This window comes from Sphingobacterium olei (genome assembly GCF_005048855.1).
Classification (GTDB): Bacteria; Bacteroidota; Bacteroidia; order Sphingobacteriales; family Sphingobacteriaceae; genus Sphingobacterium; species Sphingobacterium olei.
Map to the genome: position 1 here is coordinate 452390 of NZ_SUME01000004.1, position 16367 is coordinate 468756.

The 16367-nt window shown below is 39.6% G+C and carries 15 protein-coding genes and 1 other RNA gene; 9 read left to right on the top strand and 7 right to left on the bottom strand.

Annotated elements, in window-relative coordinates:
- The 4 genes from FAZ15_RS11845 to FAZ15_RS11860 all read left to right on the top strand — a co-directional run bounded on the left by FAZ15_RS11845 (nt 1) and on the right by FAZ15_RS11860 (nt 5738).
- The gene (locus FAZ15_RS11845; RefSeq protein ID WP_136901517.1) at nt 1–1521 is read left to right on the top strand and encodes a RagB/SusD family nutrient uptake outer membrane protein; all 1521 of its coding nucleotides are present in this window, start codon (nt 1–3) and stop codon (nt 1519–1521) included.
- Between the two features lie 11 nt (nt 1522–1532).
- The gene (locus tag FAZ15_RS11850) at nt 1533–3029 is read left to right on the top strand and encodes a glycoside hydrolase family 30 protein (protein ID WP_136901518.1); all 1497 of its coding nucleotides are present in this window, start codon (nt 1533–1535) and stop codon (nt 3027–3029) included.
- Nucleotides 3030–3115: 86 nt separating this feature from the next.
- Complete coding sequence (locus FAZ15_RS11855) at nt 3116–4450, top strand: DUF5125 domain-containing protein (protein WP_136901519.1); 1335 nt, start codon at nt 3116–3118, stop codon at nt 4448–4450.
- Nucleotides 4451–4652: 202 nt separating this feature from the next.
- Nucleotides 4653–5738: a lactonase family protein gene (locus FAZ15_RS11860; RefSeq protein WP_136901520.1), complete on the top strand. Its 1086-nt coding sequence runs from the start codon at nt 4653–4655 to the stop codon at nt 5736–5738.
- Between the two features lie 226 nt (nt 5739–5964).
- Here FAZ15_RS11860 and mtgA read toward each other — a convergent pair whose 3' ends face one another.
- A complete protein-coding gene (gene mtgA, locus FAZ15_RS11865; RefSeq protein WP_136901521.1) occupies nt 5965–6696 on the bottom strand; it encodes a monofunctional biosynthetic peptidoglycan transglycosylase in 732 nt (243 codons plus the stop codon).
- Between the two features lie 162 nt (nt 6697–6858).
- On the opposite strand from mtgA, the gene mutS reads away from it, so the two are divergent.
- On the top strand, nt 6859–9465 hold the full coding sequence (gene mutS, locus FAZ15_RS11870) for a DNA mismatch repair protein MutS (RefSeq protein ID WP_136901522.1): 2607 nt from the start codon (nt 6859–6861) through the stop codon (nt 9463–9465).
- 14 nt (nt 9466–9479) lie between these two features.
- Here mutS and FAZ15_RS11875 read toward each other — a convergent pair whose 3' ends face one another.
- A complete protein-coding gene (locus FAZ15_RS11875) occupies nt 9480–10610 on the bottom strand; it encodes a hypothetical protein (protein WP_136901523.1) in 1131 nt (376 codons plus the stop codon).
- A 74-nt stretch (nt 10611–10684) separates the two neighbouring features.
- Between FAZ15_RS11875 and FAZ15_RS11880 the strand changes: the two genes are divergently transcribed.
- Together FAZ15_RS11880 and FAZ15_RS11885 are read left to right on the top strand one after the other, a co-directional pair.
- Nucleotides 10685–11395, top strand: a complete 711-nt coding sequence (locus FAZ15_RS11880) for a tRNA1(Val) (adenine(37)-N6)-methyltransferase (protein ID WP_136901524.1) — start codon at nt 10685–10687, stop codon at nt 11393–11395.
- 16 nt (nt 11396–11411) lie between these two features.
- Entirely contained in the window at nt 11412–11906 is a 495-nt protein-coding gene (locus FAZ15_RS11885) for a metallophosphoesterase family protein (protein ID WP_136901525.1), read from the top strand.
- 7 nt (nt 11907–11913) lie between these two features.
- Here FAZ15_RS11885 and FAZ15_RS11890 read toward each other — a convergent pair whose 3' ends face one another.
- Nucleotides 11914–12249 carry a MerR family transcriptional regulator gene (locus tag FAZ15_RS11890; RefSeq protein ID WP_136901526.1) on the bottom strand — a complete coding sequence of 112 codons (336 nt, stop codon included), beginning with the start codon at nt 12247–12249 and terminating at the stop codon, nt 11914–11916.
- Nucleotides 12250–12510: 261 nt separating this feature from the next.
- Here FAZ15_RS11890 and FAZ15_RS11895 point away from each other — a divergent pair, with 261 nt between their 5' ends.
- Nucleotides 12511–12855 (top strand): hypothetical protein, encoded by a 345-nt coding sequence (locus tag FAZ15_RS11895; protein WP_238387232.1) that lies wholly within the window; start codon nt 12511–12513, stop codon nt 12853–12855.
- A 46-nt stretch (nt 12856–12901) separates the two neighbouring features.
- Here FAZ15_RS11895 and accD read toward each other — a convergent pair whose 3' ends face one another.
- The 3 genes from accD to dprA all read right to left on the bottom strand — a co-directional run bounded on the left by accD (nt 12902) and on the right by dprA (nt 15362).
- Nucleotides 12902–13744, bottom strand: coding sequence for an acetyl-CoA carboxylase, carboxyltransferase subunit beta (accD, locus tag FAZ15_RS11900; protein ID WP_136901527.1), 843 nt, complete (start codon nt 13742–13744; stop codon nt 12902–12904).
- Nucleotides 13745–14045: 301 nt separating this feature from the next.
- Nucleotides 14046–14143: signal recognition particle sRNA small type (ffs, locus tag FAZ15_RS11905), an RNA gene on the bottom strand.
- A gap of 121 nt (nt 14144–14264) precedes the next feature.
- Nucleotides 14265–15362 carry a DNA-processing protein DprA gene (gene dprA, locus FAZ15_RS11910; protein ID WP_136901528.1) on the bottom strand — a complete coding sequence of 366 codons (1098 nt, stop codon included), beginning with the start codon at nt 15360–15362 and terminating at the stop codon, nt 14265–14267.
- A gap of 99 nt (nt 15363–15461) precedes the next feature.
- Here dprA and FAZ15_RS11915 point away from each other — a divergent pair, with 99 nt between their 5' ends.
- Nucleotides 15462–15692 (top strand): hypothetical protein, encoded by a 231-nt coding sequence (locus FAZ15_RS11915; protein WP_136901529.1) that lies wholly within the window; start codon nt 15462–15464, stop codon nt 15690–15692.
- 35 nt (nt 15693–15727) lie between these two features.
- On the opposite strand, the gene rsmG is transcribed toward FAZ15_RS11915, so the two are convergent.
- Entirely contained in the window at nt 15728–16363 is a 636-nt protein-coding gene (gene rsmG / locus FAZ15_RS11920) for a 16S rRNA (guanine(527)-N(7))-methyltransferase RsmG (RefSeq protein WP_136901530.1), read from the bottom strand.
- Nucleotides 16364–16367 lie beyond the last annotated feature (4 nt).

The window sequence follows — 16367 nt, forward strand, 5'->3', positions numbered from 1 at the left end:
ATGAAAAGAAATTTTATATATCAAATTGTACTCTTTGCAATGATGTTGCTATGGAGCGCCTGTTCGTTAAACAAAGACCCTTTGGATTCTTTTTCAGATGTGACACAAGGCATTAATGAAGAAGGGGAAGAGGTCGTTTTTAAAAATAAAGCTGAAGTGCAGAGTCATCTTCAAACGTTATATAATCAGTTACGTGATCGTCAGGAGCATTGGTATCTCGACGTACTATTGATAGGGGATTCGCATAGTGACAACGCCTATGCAGGGACCACAGGAGCTGAAGTACTGCCGTTTGAAAATAATTCGATTGAAGGCTCGAACTCCGTCATGAGCAGAGACTGGAACCGCTATTTGGAAGATGTGGCGCGCGCGAATCTGTTGATCGTGAATGTAGATTCGGTACAGGATAATTCCCTAACCACTGCCGAAAGACAGCAGTATAAAGCCGAGGCAAAAATATTCAGAGCCATGATATTCTTTGACATGGTACGTTTATGGGGAGACATACCACTTATCACAACAATAGCTGGAGATATTACTGCCGAGACCATAGAAGAAGTGTACGATGAATATTTTCCGAAGCAAAGTACAGAAGAAGAGGTGTACAAACAAATTGAAAAAGATCTTTTAGAGGCGATGCCATTTGCACCCGGTAACAATTCTTCGGATAAAACGAAGCTTTCTAAATCTGTCGCAAGGGCGCTATTAGCTAAAGTCTACGCTGAAAAGCCAATCCGTGATTATACGAAAGTAATCCAATATACCGATGAACTAGCTGCTGATGGTTTTGCTTTGGAGACCGATTTTACCAATCTTTTTGGGATGAATGCGGATAACACGGATGCTAAAATGCGTAACACAAAAGAATCTATTCTGGAAGCGCAGTTCTTTTCTGGAAATGGCAACTGGGTAACCTGGATGTTTGGCCGTGATTTGATCAACTACAACTCGAATTTTACCTGGGCTAAGTGGGTAACTCCTTCCCGTGATCTGATCAGAGCATACGAATTAGAAGGTGATCAAATTCGATATACTGAATCTATCGTGTATTATCAGACGACCTGGAGCAATTATTATCCAACGAGCAGTTATCCTTTTATGTATAAGATACGTTCGGCTTTAAATAGTATTATCAAATACCGTTACGCAGATATTTTGCTCCTTAAAGCAGAGGCAATGATCTTAAAAGACAGTCCTGAACTTTCTGCAGCGGCAGACATTATCGATCAGGTTCGACAACGGGTGAATCTCCCCAAATTAGGTACAGCTACCCGGACAAATAGAGAAGCACTATTGAATGCGCTGTTGAAAGAAAGGCGTTTGGAACTGGCTTTCGAAGGGCAACGTTGGTTTGATCTGGTGAGACTGGACAAAGTCGAAGAGGTTATGAATTCTGTGTTTGCAAAAGATACCGGACGTAGAACACAGGTGTACCCATTTAGTGCCAATTCTTATCGCTTACCTATTCCGCAGTCGGTCATTGATCAGAATCCTAATATTCAACAAAATCTTGGTTATTAATATTGTATAACATGCTTAATCTTAGAAATACATTAATATGCGGAAGTATCATTACTTCCATCTTTACGGCCTGTGCCTCAGACAATAATTCATTGACTCCTGAAAACCCTACAGAACCTACTTCTGGAGATATCAAAATCTATACAACTACAGGTAGTAGAACGCTGGATTTCAGAAAATCCTTTGTCAACTTTAGCACGACATCCAACATGTCCCCCAGGACGGTTACTTTGGATGAGAGCGTAACCTATCAAACCATGGACGGTTTCGGAGCAGCCATTACAGGCTCAACTGCTTATAATTTACTAAAGATGACGTCATCGGACAGAACAAAATTTCTCAAGGAAACATTTTCTGAATCCGAAGGTATGGGGCAAAGCTATATTCGTATCGCTATAGGCTGTTCGGATTTTTCTCTTAGCGAGTACACGCTGAATGACACGCCAGGGCTAGCCAATTTTGCACTTCAATCAGAAGAAACGGATTACGTGATTCCTGTCCTGAAAGAAATATTGGCTATTAATCCGAATGTGAAAATCTTAGGTTCACCTTGGACAGCGCCTAAATGGATGAAAGTAAATAATCTCACGAATTTGGCGCCTTTTGATTCGTGGACTGGTGGACATCTAAATCCTGCACATTATCAGGATTATGCGACCTATTTTGTGAAATGGATACAAGCGATGAATACTAACGGGATTGAGATTTATTCCATCACACCGCAAAATGAACCCTTGAATCCGGGCAATTCAGCGTCCATGTTGATGTTTTGGCACGAACAGCAAGCATTTGTACGTGATGCCTTAGGACCGAAACTCAGAGCTGCCGGACTTGATACTAAAATATATGCTTTTGATCACAACTACAATTACGACAACATGGCTGATCAAGAAGATTATCCGGTTAAAATATTTGAGGATGCAACCGCCGCCACCTATTTCGCTGGTTCTGCCTATCACAATTATGGTGGTAACAAAGCTGAATTACTCGACATTCAGGCTAAGGCCCCACATAAGGAGATCATTTTTACCGAAACTTCAATAGGTACATGGAATGATGGACAAAATCTTGGCTTACGTCTTTTGGAAGATATGAAGGAAGTGGGACTTGGGACGATTAACAATTGGAGTAAAGCCGTAATTGTATGGAACCTGATGCTGGATACCGAACGTGGCCCGAATAGAGACGGAGGATGTCAGACTTGTTACGGAGCGGTAGATATTAGTTCCAGAGACTACAAAACGATACGTAAAAACTCACATTATTATATCGTCGGACATTTGTCTTCTGTTGTGAAACCAGGGGCAGTACGTATCGGGACACAAGGATATACCGCAGAAGGTATTATTTATACGGCTTTTAAAAATCCGGATAACAGTTATGCTGTTGTGCTTATCAATGATACAGGTGAGGCTTCGCGTATTACGTTTTCAGATGGTAAAAATCACTTTAGTTACGAAGCACCGGCAAAATCCGTAGTATCTTATTCTTGGAAAAAAACTCCATGATTGCTGGCAACACCAACAGCCATGAAAGCTTCATGAAGGTTCTCGATGGCCATTTAAAATTATACACTTTAGAAAAAATGAAACGGATGAAAAATTGTATCAATTATATGATCATTATAGCATGTTGCATTGCTTTTTCTTCCTGTAAGGAGGAGTTGATTGTTCCTATTGGTGAGGGGTTACCGAGTATCGATATTACAGCTGTACCGACCAATGCTTTCTTTGGAGACAGCATTTCCTATACGGTAAATGTCGCAGACCAGGCTATTGATCTTTCTACGTTAAAAGTACAATTGTATTATAGCGAAGATGTAGTAGCGGAGCAAACCATACGCACGAAGACTTATGGCACATATTCGGGTAAGATTTTTGTGCCTTACTATGCCAATGTGCCTAATGGAACGGCAACATTGAAATTTACGTTACAGAACATTACGTTAACAAAAACGGAGAAAGAGGTTGAACTTCCGTTGGCACGCCCTGATTTTCCGTATTTAACGCTAGTTACACCGACTGTATCCTATCGCATGGAAAAAGTTGGGTTATACCAGTACGAATTGACCGAAAATCTGCCTTTTAAAGTGAATGGATATATAGAAGCTCCTATGTATGGTACAAATGGGAATCTTGTCCAATTCGGTTGGGACGTCGATAAGGTAACGGAAGGCAGTGCACAACCTATTCCATTTTCCAATTCTACATCTGGCGAATATAGTATTTCGTTTAATACATTTAATTATCAAGCGAGTCCTTTTATTATTGGATACGCGGTGAATGGAAATGGGATGCGTATGATCTCGGACGATCTGTACGCTGTAGATTTACAGCTGACATACAACGAGGAATTAATGATAGATGGCATTGAAGAACTGGCAAGTTGGTGGATTGATGCGGATTACATTAGACAAGAAGATGACAAGTATTTCTTTAATGCGATGACGGGTAAATATCGGATTACTGCTGATTTTGGGAAAGAATATTTTGTTATTGAAGCGATGCAAGGGGATAATCTTGCGACCTTAAATAATGATGGTACGGGAGCGGTCTGGATTATTGGACAAGGTGTTGGGAAACCGTCTCTAGCTGGAAATGAAGTTGGATGGACTACCGAAAAAGCCCTATGCATGGCACCTATCGGAGGTAAAAAATACCAAATTACAGTTGTTGCAGGACAAACGATACGGGCATCAGATATAAACTTTAAGTTTTTCCATCAGAAAGGATGGGGTGGCGAGTTTGGTCATACTTCTATTACAGGTTCAAGCGATGTCATATTCATAGGTGATGGTACAAACGGGAGAGATTCCGGAAATCTTGGACTCGTAACGGGCAAACAGTTGGAAAATGGAGCGACATATGTGTTTGTCTTGGATTTGTCGTCCGGGATTGATAAAGGAGTCTTGACTGTGACGAAACAGTAGCGGGTATAACAGTTTTTTCCTAGGGGGCGTCTCCTATTTTTGTATAATTCGTTTAGCACCTGAATTATTACTATTTTTAAATATTCATTTAGCTTGAGGTGAGATCAAAAAGCAAATATTCCATATGACCATAAAAGTCAAATCGCGGAGCATTCATGAATACCATTGAAGACAATATATTGTTGAATAATTATATATATATATGAAATATTTTTTAATACATATCGTAATGAGTGTTATGCTAAAATCCGGAAGCGCACAATCTATCCCTCTTTTTGTCGGAACCTATACGCATAAAGGGAATAGTGAGGGGATATATCTGTACAGTTTTGATGTTTCCAGTGGCGATGCTACGATGCAGTCCTATTTTAAAACCAATAATCCTTCTTTTCTAGCGCGCAATGCGCAATATATCTATGCGGTTAATGAAGATGAAAACGGAAAGGTATCCGCGTTGAAATTTTCCAATCCACAATTTGATCTGTTAAATCAGTTGTCAACAGAAGGTAAGCACCCCTGCCATGTTGCCATCGGAAATAAAGAACCTGTGCTGGCGGTATCCAATTACAGCAGCGGCTCGTTGGTCTTATATTCGTTGAATGCCGACGGTTATATTCATAAGAAAGAAGACTTTATCCAGTTCGAAGGTACAGGGCCAAATGTATCCAGACAGAAAAGTTCTCATGTCCACTCCGCATTTTTTAATACAGCAGGGGATAGACTATATGTCTCGGATTTGGGATCGGATCGTGTCGTGGAATATGCCATCGTAAATACGGGTACAGATTACGCATTTCAACAAGTAGGGGAAATTAAGTTAAAAGGTGGATCCGGGCCCCGTCATGTTGCTATTGCGGCAGATGCCGCTACCATTTACGCACTGGCGGAACTTACCGGTGAGATTGCGGTTTATCAAAATAGTAGCGGACACTGGAAACTCCATCAAACGTTGCCGATCTATGCAAAAGGATTTATCGGCGAACAGGGAGGAGCGGACGTGAAGATATCTCCGGATGGGAAATATCTATATGCCACGAATCGTGGCGAAGCAAATGTTATCGTTCACTATAAGATTCTGAAAAATGGACTTCTAGAACAAAAAAGCGTGTATTCAGTAGAAGGGAAATCACCTCGAAATTTCAACTTCTCTCCAGAAGGAAAATTTCTACTGGTAACGAATCAGCAGTCTGATGAAATTATAATTTTTAATCGTAATATCAAAACAGGTGCACTTACAGATAGCAAGAAGAGAATAGCAATCGGACAACCTGTATGCGTGATATTCTAGTATTTTTTCTGAAAGTGCGGTCAGGAATCTTTATGAGATGTCTCTAAAAAGCACTGTATCGTCGTGATTGTAATCACAGGGCGTCTACTTAAACGTCACTGCGAGGAGGTACGACGCGGCAGTCTTTACGCAACGTAGAATAACAAATTTGCTTCTTCGCTGCTCTCCTCGTAATGATGCGTTTTTCTTTTGGGTGGCTCCCTTTTTAGACGCCCTTATGAAGGTTTTATTCAGGAATGCTATAGTAATTTAAATACCTAACGATGTTATTTGCTCTACGATTTACATAGTTTGATGGATTGCGGGCGTCCCATTTTTGCGGACTCGGTAAGATCGCTATAATTAATGCCGCTTCTTTTTTGCTCAAACTTTTTCCGGATTTGTAAAAATAGTATCTGGATGCTGCTTCTGCACCATATACCCCTTGTCCCATTTCAATCACATTGAGATATACTTCGAGAATACGTTTTTTACTCCAAAATATTTCAATCAACACGGTAAAATAGGTTTCTAGTCCTTTACGTAGCCAGGATCTTTCAGGCCATAGGAATACATTTTTGGCCACCTGTTGACTTATGGTACTTCCTCCCCGTAATTTTTTTCCTTCCTTGTTCTTTTCGATAGCTTCTTTGATGGCTTTCGTGTCAAAGCCATTATGTGTCATAAAATGTGCATCTTCTCCTGCTATTGCCGCTCGTTTTAAATTGTCTGAGATGTCCTTATAATCTAGCCACTCTTTGTCTATTTTCCAATCTTTTCCTGCAGCTTTTCGTTCAAATGCACGTTGGAGCTGCAGGTATGTGATCGGTGGATCCATAACGATAAGAAGAAGCACCCAAAAAATAGTACCCGCAAAAAATCCGCCCACGATACGTAATGTCCATTTCAAAATCTTCTTTTTTATAGGAAGAGATTTTATTTTATTTCTTTTTCTTCGATTCACGCGTTTGATAGCCATCAGACTTTACTTTGAGTCAACAAAACTAAATAATTTTATCCCTAATTATTTAGAAAAAATGTAAGTAAGTTTATTTAAAATTTGCTTTGGTTCAAGGCAATTATAATTGCAAATAAAAGCAAATTTATCTAAGTTTACAGCTTATTTAAAAGCATAAAACCATTGGCAAAGGCAAAGAAAGAAACTCCGTTAATGCAGCAGTACAACAGCATTAAGACCAAATATCCAGGTACTTTACTGTTGTTTAGAGTTGGTGATTTTTACGAGACTTTTGGTGAGGATGCAATTAAGGCAGCAGGGATTTTAGGTATTGTATTGACCAAGAGAGGGAATGGGAGTGAGTCAGAAACGGCCCTGGCAGGTTTTCCACATCACTCGTTGGAAACCTATCTGCCAAAATTGGTGCGTGCCGGCCAACGTGTGGCTATCTGTGATCAGCTGGAAGACCCGAAACAAACTAAGACCATTGTAAAACGTGGTGTCACAGAGTTAGTAACGCCGGGTGTTTCATATAATGATAATATTGTCCAACAAAAATCAAACAACTATCTAGCTTCTTTATTTATAGATAAGACACAGGTAGGCGTAGCGTTTTTAGACATATCGACTGGGGAGTTTCTTGTCGCACAGGGTAGCATCAGCTATATTGATAAATTACTCCAGGGGTTTAAACCTACTGAAGTCATTATGCCAAAGAAGCAGAATAAAGAGTTTATCGCACATTTTGGCAACACCTATTATACCTATCTATTGGATGAGTGGCCTTATACGGGCGACTATGCGGAAGAGGCGCTTCAAAAACATTTTGAAGTTAACTCCATGAAGGGATTCGGCATTGATCGGATGCCACTGGGTATTATTTCCGCGGGTGTTGCATTACACTATTTGAATGAAACAGAACACCGCAATCTGCAACACATTTCCAATATATCGCGTATAGAGGAAGATCGCTACATGTGGCTGGATCGCTTTACGATTCGAAATCTAGAGTTAATTGGTTCAGCAAATGAAAATGCAATTACATTATCAGATGTTTTGGATGACACCTCTTCTCCAATGGGGGCACGTTTGCTCAAAAGGTGGATTGTTATGCCTCTGAAAGATAAAAAATCCATTCAGGAACGTCTGAATGTCGTCGAGTATTTTCATCAAAATCGGGATTTAAGAGATGAATTGATTAGGGAAATCAAATTAGTAGGTGATCTGGAAAGACTCATCAGTAAGATCGGTCTTCAGAAGGCAAATCCACGTGAAATCATACAGCTTAAACGATCGCTTTTCGCTATCGAGAAGCTAAAAGAGTTAACAAATGTGTCGGAATCTGAATCGTTGCGCATTATTTCTGAACAGTTGAACGCCTGTTCGATTATTCGTGATAAGATCGAAAAAGAGGTGTTCCCTGAACCCCCCGTTGCCTTGAATAAGGGAAACGTGATGGCAGACGGTATTGATGCTGATCTCGATAAATTGAGACGCGTGGCGTTCGGTGGAAAGGATTATTTGTTAGAAATACAACGTAGAGAGTCTGAATTAACGGGGATTCCATCGTTGAAAATAGCCTTTAATAACGTATTTGGTTATTATCTTGAAGTAACCAATACACATAAAGATAAAGTGCCGGAAGGTTGGATTAGAAAACAGACCCTGGTCAATGCCGAACGTTATATTACCGAAGAGCTAAAAGAATACGAAGACCAGATATTAGGAGCGGAAGAAAAAATTCAAGTCATCGAAAACCGGCTGTATGCCGAATTGCTAGTTGCTATAGCGGCATATATAAAGCCTATTCAGCTTAACGCGCAATTGATTGCTAAATTGGATGTCTTGCTTAATTTTGCGGTTATTGCAGATAAGAACTACTATGTAAAGCCGGAAATTACGGAAGACAGGTTGTTAGATATCAAAGGAGGTCGCCATCCCGTTATTGAACGGAATCTTCCTATTGGTGAAGACTATATCACCAATGATACGTATTTGGATCCCGATACACAACAGATTATCATTATCACAGGGCCAAATATGGCGGGTAAATCGGCTTTGTTACGTCAAACAGGTCTGATTGTCTTAATGGCACAGATCGGTTCGTTCGTTCCGGCGAAAGAGGCATATATTGGATTAGTCGATAAAATCTTTACCCGTGTAGGCGCTTCAGATAATTTATCATCCGGTGAGTCTACGTTCATGGTAGAAATGAATGAGACGGCCAGCATTATGAACAACTTATCGGATCGTAGCCTGATTTTGCTGGATGAAATTGGTCGTGGTACCAGTACATATGATGGTATTTCCATCGCCTGGGCGATCGCCGAGTTTTTGCACAACCATCCGACTGCACGGGCCAAAACACTATTTGCTACGCATTATCACGAGTTGAACGAATTAAGCAGCTCCATGCCAAGGGTGAAGAACTTTAATGTCACTGTAAAAGAAATCAACAACAAAGTGATCTTCTTACGTAAGCTTATGCCCGGTGGATCCGAACATAGTTTTGGTATCCATGTAGCCAAACTTGCAGGTATGCCGCCGCGGTTGATAGGTCGTGCAAATGAGATTTTGAAACGTTTGGAACAGGAACGTACAGGAGGAGAGAAAATAAAGGATAGTATGCGTAAAATCCAAAAGCAGGCCTATCAACTACAAATGTTTGCGATTGATGACCCGGTATTGGAAAAAATAAGGGATATGCTCAACAATTTAGATGTCAATACCCTAACCCCAGTTGAAGCTTTGATGAAATTGGATGAAATTCAGCGGTTATTAAAGAATTAGTTTTTTAAAAGGGGTTATAATTTAAGAAACAGCTCCAGACTCCAATAACGAGGCTGTATGGATGTAATCAGGTCTTTGTCCCAGTTGTAGGGGATATAATGATAACCCGCTTCAACCCCAATAAACTTTCTACCCTTCACGTGCCTCATCAGCGCCACGCCTATAAATGTATGGAATGTATTTGCGTTGTTGTATTGAATACCGGAAGAACCGTTTTCTTCGTAATAATCTCCATTGTAAAAGGTAGTTTCAGATAAACCAGTATTAATAAAACCGAATCCGGCCCCTACTTTTGGAAGAATAATCCAAGGGCCGTTGTCCAGGGCCTTGTACCCTGCCGTACCTCCAAAGAAAAAGCTGGAAGAAGAGTTGATGTCCTTGATCACGCCATTGTCGTTAAACTCAAAATAATTATCATTCGTATTCAACCTAAATTTAATGGCGAGTTCAAAGACGAATTGGTTTGCCAGGGGGGACATCACCGAAGCGCCAAAAGAGGGGGAGGTGGCAAACGTACTATTTTTACCCACCGTTCCAAAAGCACCGGCATATATAGCAAATCCGGTACGCTGTTTATTCGATTCCAATTCATAGTAGATCTGTGCCACGGGTTTACGTTTTGGCTGACGGTTGAGCTGTGTATAGAATGCATCAATGTCATCCGCAAATAACAGACTAATGGCTTCCTCTCGTTCGGTAAGCGTATAACTTGGAGAATTTAATAAAGCGGTAGCTTTTAGTCGTATGAGCGAATCCACAGGATGATTCAACGGAATAAAATGAAACTTTGCTTTGTCCTTGGTGTAAATATTCCTGTAATTTTTGTCGGCAGCATTGTCGTACCTGTGCGCTAGTATTTCGTCGTAATGGTTATCGAGATAGGAGGAGATTTCTTTTTGTGTATCCTCTTTTAGAATTAACTGTCTAATCAGTTGAAGACGCAATGTAAATTCACCTTGTCCACATACACTTTCCAACGTGCTTATGATAGATTCGATCTGTGAAAAATCGTTTTTTTCCAGCAATGGCGTCAATCGTTGTAAAGAGGCCGTCGTAATTTCTTCGCAAGAAGACTGTGCATACGTGTATTTGGAAAAGCTTAACAAGAAAACTAGAGCAACGAGAATCTTAGCGGTACGCAACATGATGTATTGATTTTAGACTAAAGTAATTATAATTTTCAGGAAGTTCAACTTAAAAATTAACTAGATTTGTGGGAATGGGTTCCATATTTCGTTTTAAAAGATTTGAAGTAGATCAGTCTGGATGTGCGATGAAGATCAATACCGATGGTGTTCTGCTCGGTGCACTCGCAAAGTATAATCATCCCGGGTATGTTTTAGATATCGGCACGGGTACCGGCGTTATCGCTTTAATGCTTGCGCAACGATTTGATACAGCGAAAATTGATGCCGTAGAAATTGACCCCCAAGCTGCACAAACTGCGCGTTCTAATTTTAATTGTTCCTCATTTGCGGAAAGGTTACATTTGATACAGGGTTCCTTCGAGTGTATCGAAGCTCAAGATAAATATGATTTGATTGTCAGCAATCCACCTTTTTATGTCAACTCCCTCCATAATCCGAACGACCGTAAAAAACTTGCACGGCATACGGATCACCTGTTTTTTCATAATCTGGTTCGTTTCAGTGCACAGGCGTTGAAGAACGACGGCATCCTTCAATTGATATTGCCTTGTGAATTGGCTGTCGAAGTTGTGGATATAGCACAAGCAGATGATCTTGTTCTTGTAGAAGAAGTTAAGGTTAAATCTTATTCCGATACCGAATATATACGTTCTATTATTTCATTAAAAAAAGATGGGACCTGTAAACAGATGACAAGTAGTTCATTCGTGATATATGACGACAGAGGCGTGTATAGTCAATCGTACAGGGACTTGTTAAGTTCGTTTTTTTTAACTTTGTAAGGAACTGGGGGATGAAATGAAAAAAATTGGTTTACTTTCAGATACGCATAATTTCTTAGATGAGGCTGTTTTTAAATATTTCGATGCGTGTGATGAAATATGGCATGCTGGTGATTTTGGATCTATAGAAATTGTGGATACGTTAGCGGCCTTTAAACCTTTTCGAGGTGTATATGGTAATATTGACGGGAAAGATGTACAACTGGCATGTCCCGAACATTTGAGGTTTGACTGTGAAGAAGTAGACGTTTGGATGACGCATATTGGAGGCTATCCGGGTAGATATGCGGCTGGTATAAAGTCTGAAATTATCACTAATCCACCCAAATTATTTATTTGTGGACATTCGCATATCTTGAAAGTACAGTACGATTCCAAGCTACAATTATTACATCTTAATCCCGGTGCAGCCGGAAAGCAAGGATGGCATCAAGTGCGCACATTAATGCGTTTCGATATCAATGGCGATAAAATAGAGAATCTAGAAGTAATAGAATTGGCTGGAAGGTAATCGTTTGTTATAGGCTGTCCCGCACTTCCAATAGGAAAGATTTCAATCGCTCAAGGGAATCGATAACGCGTTGGTTCTCTTTTGCTTCGTTTTTATTTGTGCGCAGGAATTCTCGGGCTCCCTGCAAGGTATAACCTTTTTCTTTCACTAAATTAAAGATGATTTTAAGATTGGAGATATCGTCCTGTGTGAAAAGGCGATTGCCTTTTTTATTTTTTTTAGGTTGAAGAATGTCAAATTCACGCTCATAAAAACGTATTTGGGAGGCGTTTACATCAAACATTTCAGTAACTTCACCCATTGTATAATACAATTTATTTATTTCACGCTCTTTGTATGGCATACGTTCTAATATTAGTAATAGCAAATATACAATCTAAGTTTGAATTTAAAAAGCTGTGCAAAAGAGCATGACAGGTTTCTTTGTTGTTGTCCTTGACCTTCATATGTTTTTTGTCATCCTGATGAGTAAAAATTTGCATACAGATCTTTTTAAGGTAATGACAGTGGAACATCACCGCGACGAAGTTAGGAGAGGTCTATGGATAGAAAGGGAGTCGGGGAGTCTGGGGTAAAGACAGAAAAAATTAAAAAAAATCAGTTAATGAAAGGAATAATTATCGTCAGTAAATTTTGGACACGTTTCTTTTCGGCCGGGAACGCAAGTGCCATTACGATATTTCCATTTGTTTTCCTTCGCGATAAATCCTTGAAGGAAGATGAAATTTTAATCAATCACGAGCGAATTCACCTTTCACAAGTTACGGAATTGTTGATAGTGCCCTTTTATACGTGGTATTTAATAGAGTTTATAGTCCGTTTTTTGAAATATCGGCAGTTTCGTCGGGCGTATTTAAATATTTCTTTTGAAAGAGAAGCCTATAGAAATGAAAATAATCTGAGTTATTTGAAAGCACGGAAAATATGGTCTTTTTGGAGATATCTATGATTTATTATAATAACAATGCTCTTCAAACGAAGAGCATTGTTATGTTTTATCCCACTAATTTTAAAAATGTCGCTACTTTTTGTTTCAATTGTCTCCTGTCGATAATAAAGTCTAAGAAACCGTGTTCTTTAACGAATTCAGAGGTTTGGAAACCTTTAGGAAGATCTTTTTTGATTGTTTCTTTAATAACCCGAGGTCCAGCGAAACCGATCAATGCGCCAGGTTCTGCAATGTTAATGTCGCCTAGCATCGCATACGATGCGGTAACACCTCCCGTTGTAGGATCTGTTAGTAAACAGATATACGGAAGTTTCGCTTGGCTTAATAAGGCTAATTTTGCGGATGTTTTTGCCATTTGCATTAAGGAAAAAGCAGCTTCCATCATACGGGCGCCTCCAGATTTGGAGATTAACATGAAGGGAATGTTATGTTCGATGCAGTAATCTATTGAGCGGGCTATTTTCTCACCTACTACAGATCCCATCGATCCACCAATAAATGTGAAATCCATACAAGCGATCACCAAATCCTGTCCCTCTATTTTGCCATGCCCACAACGAATAGCATCTTTTAGGCCTGTTTTTGCCTGACTTTCCACTAACCTATCTTTGTAAGCTTTAGTATCTTCAAAATTTAAGGGGTCACCTGCTGTTAAATTGGCAAATAACTCGGTGAAGTAATTGTTGTCAAATAAGATTGAGAAATAGGCTGCGGAGCCAATTCGGATATGATAATCACAATATTGACATACATAATTATTCTCGATTTGCTCTAAGTTTAGAAGAGGCTTTTTACATGCAGGACACTTATTCCACATGCCGTCAGGAGCTTCCTTTTTATTTTCTGTTGCAGTACTGATTCCTGCTTTATTTCTTTTAAACCAACTCATATGTTCGTGTTAATTCGAATTACAAATAAACGAAAAATATCCTAGTTAAGTCAAACTTAAGTAAATTTGTGTTTAGTGGAAGCCGGATTAGGTAAGCTTAAAAGAAGAAAGGTGATTTTAAAGAACGTTTTTAGTACCCCCACTATTTATACGTCGTAATTTGAGCGGAGTTAGATCAAAGTTGATTGTAGGCAATGACGGACCTGAACGGACTTAAATAAAGAATTGGAAATTTTGAAACTAGAATTGTGAAGGAAAGGAATAATTAGGTAAAGAGAGGGCTAGTTCAATAAAAATAAAAAATGGGCAAGCTCCCTTTATCGCACCGCTCAACCAAATACCCTTGCTTTGTTCCCAACCTGGGGGAGTCAATGGGAGCTGGTCGTAAAGGACTTACCCACCACAAAAGTAGCAAAATTTTTAGTTTTCGGAAAGAATTTTGCTACTTATCTGTTAGTGGGTTGATAGTCAGTTTGGAAAAATCACTTTTTGCGGGAATCATATTGTTCTATTTTGGCAATTAGATTAATTTATATACTTTTCCTGGTAATGACAACAGGTGGTTATTTATTTCCATTTCTAATAATATGATCGCTAATTTACTTTGTGGCCAGTCTAGGTGCAGTGCAATCGCATCGATGGTAGCCTGTTCGTGTTCTTTTAAAAAATTATATACTTTTTGTTCGTCTTTGGTTAGGCCGGGCGGTAAGATTGTGAGCTGTTTTACTTGCTTTGCAACTTCTGTTCTTTCCCAATTCATTAAGTAGCAAAGATCATCTGCATGTCGGATCAGATGAGCACGATTGGTTTTAATCAAGTAATTGCAACCGGCAGAATACTCCTGGTCTATACGCCCCGGAAAGGCACAGACATCCCTATTATATGTATTCGCGATTTCAGCAGTTATTAAAGCACCTCCTTTTATGGCTGCCTCGATCACAATAGTGACATCAGATAGTCCCGCTATAATTCGGTTGCGCATCGGGAAATTTTGTTTATCCGGATTGGTGCCCGAAGGAAATTCGGTTAATAATCCACCGTGTTGAATCATTCGTGAGGCTATTTCGCGATGTGCAGCGGGATAGATCCTATCTAAACCATGTCCTAATATACCTATGGTGGATAAATCGTTTTTCACTGCAAGCCGATGCGCATGAATGTCAATTCCGTATGCGAGTCCGCTTACAACTTGTATACCTAGATCTTTTAGATCATGTACTAATTCTTCGCAGATCCGTTTGCCGTAGCTGGTGGCGTTTCGCGTACCGACGATACTTACCACTTTTTGCGGATTTAAATTTCCTTCACCTTTATAATATAGGAGTATGGGTGCATCTTCACAATGTCTGAGGCGTTGTGGGTAGTTGTCATCTTCTATCCATAAAACTTGAATGTTATGTTTCTCGACGAAATTGAGCTCATCTTCAGCTTCTTTTAAGTAAGATTTTGAGAGAATGGAATCCACCGAAGCGGGGCCAATACCCGGAATGGATAAAAGTTGCTTTTTCGAGCTTGAAAAAACTGATTCGGCATTGCCACAGTATGCAAGCAGCAACCGGCTCAACTTTGGGCCGATCCCTTTTATTTTTGTGAGGGCTATTTGTTCTATTTTGTTCATAAGAGGTATGCTACAATATAGGAATATCTGTTGTTTTCTTCAAGTATTTGCGAAAAAAATAGAGATAGAAATATTAACTTTGTCAAAAATACGTGATATATGGAATTACAGGAACCTTTTGACATCGAAATAGAAAACATCGTATACTCGGTTTTTCCGGATGAAAAAGATGCTTATACTATTTTTAAGGACGGAAAGGAATACATACAGATTATTAAAGACACCGAAACAAGTTGGCTTAAATTAAGTCCCGAGACGGGCTTGCCTTTGTTCGGAATGGATGAGGAAGTCAATGCAATAGGACAAAAGATTACTGAGGAACTGGGGTAATGTGCTGCGTTTTTACTTTTTCATTTTGACTTCACCTACATCGGCACGTAGACTACGTATTTTGTGTCAAAAAACTCGTCGTCGAAGTAGCTAGATAGCGGATGCAGTTCTGCCTTTAGTTTCGATTCTTTTATCTCCTCTTTTAAGTCGCCACCTTTCAGATATAAAATACCATTGGGAATCGCATTTTTATCTTTTTTCTCAAATTTGTTTCGTATCCAGGGCGCGAAATCAGCCAGACGGGTTACTGCCCGGGAAACGACAAAGTCATATTTATAGTCTAACTGTTCGGCACGAATGTGATCGGCTTCGACATTCTTTAAGTCGATAGCTTCTGCTACTTCCCGTACTACTTTTATTTTTTTTCCTATCGAATCTACCAAATGAAAATGTACATGAGGAAATAGAATAGCTAATGGGATACCTGGGAATCCTCCGCCTGTACCTACATCCAGAATTCGGGTACCGGGAGTAAGTTCCGTAATAAATTTAGCGATTCCTAGCGAGTGGAGCACGTGTTTTAAATACAGACTTTCAATATCTTTACGCGATACCACATTGATTTGGTCGTTCCAAAACGGGTATACCTCCTCCAATTTAGCAAATTGTTCTTTTTGGACCGGAGTTAATTTTGGAAAGTACTTATAAATGATGTCGACTGTAGGGTTCATTTTT

Coding starts and splice junctions, on each gene's coding strand:
- FAZ15_RS11845 (WP_136901517.1), top strand. CDS start 1: ATGAAAAGAAATTTTATATATCAAATTGTACTCTTTGCAATGATGTTG.
- FAZ15_RS11850 (WP_136901518.1), top strand. CDS start 1,533: ATGCTTAATCTTAGAAATACATTAATATGCGGAAGTATCATTACTTCC.
- FAZ15_RS11855 (WP_136901519.1), top strand. CDS start 3,116: ATGAAAAATTGTATCAATTATATGATCATTATAGCATGTTGCATTGCT.
- FAZ15_RS11860 (WP_136901520.1), top strand. CDS start 4,653: ATGAAATATTTTTTAATACATATCGTAATGAGTGTTATGCTAAAATCC.
- mtgA (WP_136901521.1), bottom strand. CDS start 6,696: ATGGCTATCAAACGCGTGAATCGAAGAAAAAGAAATAAAATAAAATCT.
- FAZ15_RS11875 (WP_136901523.1), bottom strand. CDS start 10,610: ATGTTGCGTACCGCTAAGATTCTCGTTGCTCTAGTTTTCTTGTTAAGC.
- FAZ15_RS11880 (WP_136901524.1), top strand. CDS start 10,685: ATGGGTTCCATATTTCGTTTTAAAAGATTTGAAGTAGATCAGTCTGGA.
- FAZ15_RS11885 (WP_136901525.1), top strand. CDS start 11,412: ATGAAAAAAATTGGTTTACTTTCAGATACGCATAATTTCTTAGATGAG.
- FAZ15_RS11890 (WP_136901526.1), bottom strand. CDS start 12,249: ATGCCATACAAAGAGCGTGAAATAAATAAATTGTATTATACAATGGGT.
- FAZ15_RS11895 (WP_238387232.1), top strand. CDS start 12,511: ATGAAAGGAATAATTATCGTCAGTAAATTTTGGACACGTTTCTTTTCG.
- accD (WP_136901527.1), bottom strand. CDS start 13,744: ATGAGTTGGTTTAAAAGAAATAAAGCAGGAATCAGTACTGCAACAGAA.
- dprA (WP_136901528.1), bottom strand. CDS start 15,362: ATGAACAAAATAGAACAAATAGCCCTCACAAAAATAAAAGGGATCGGC.
- FAZ15_RS11915 (WP_136901529.1), top strand. CDS start 15,462: ATGGAATTACAGGAACCTTTTGACATCGAAATAGAAAACATCGTATAC.
- rsmG (WP_136901530.1), bottom strand. CDS start 16,363: ATGAACCCTACAGTCGACATCATTTATAAGTACTTTCCAAAATTAACT.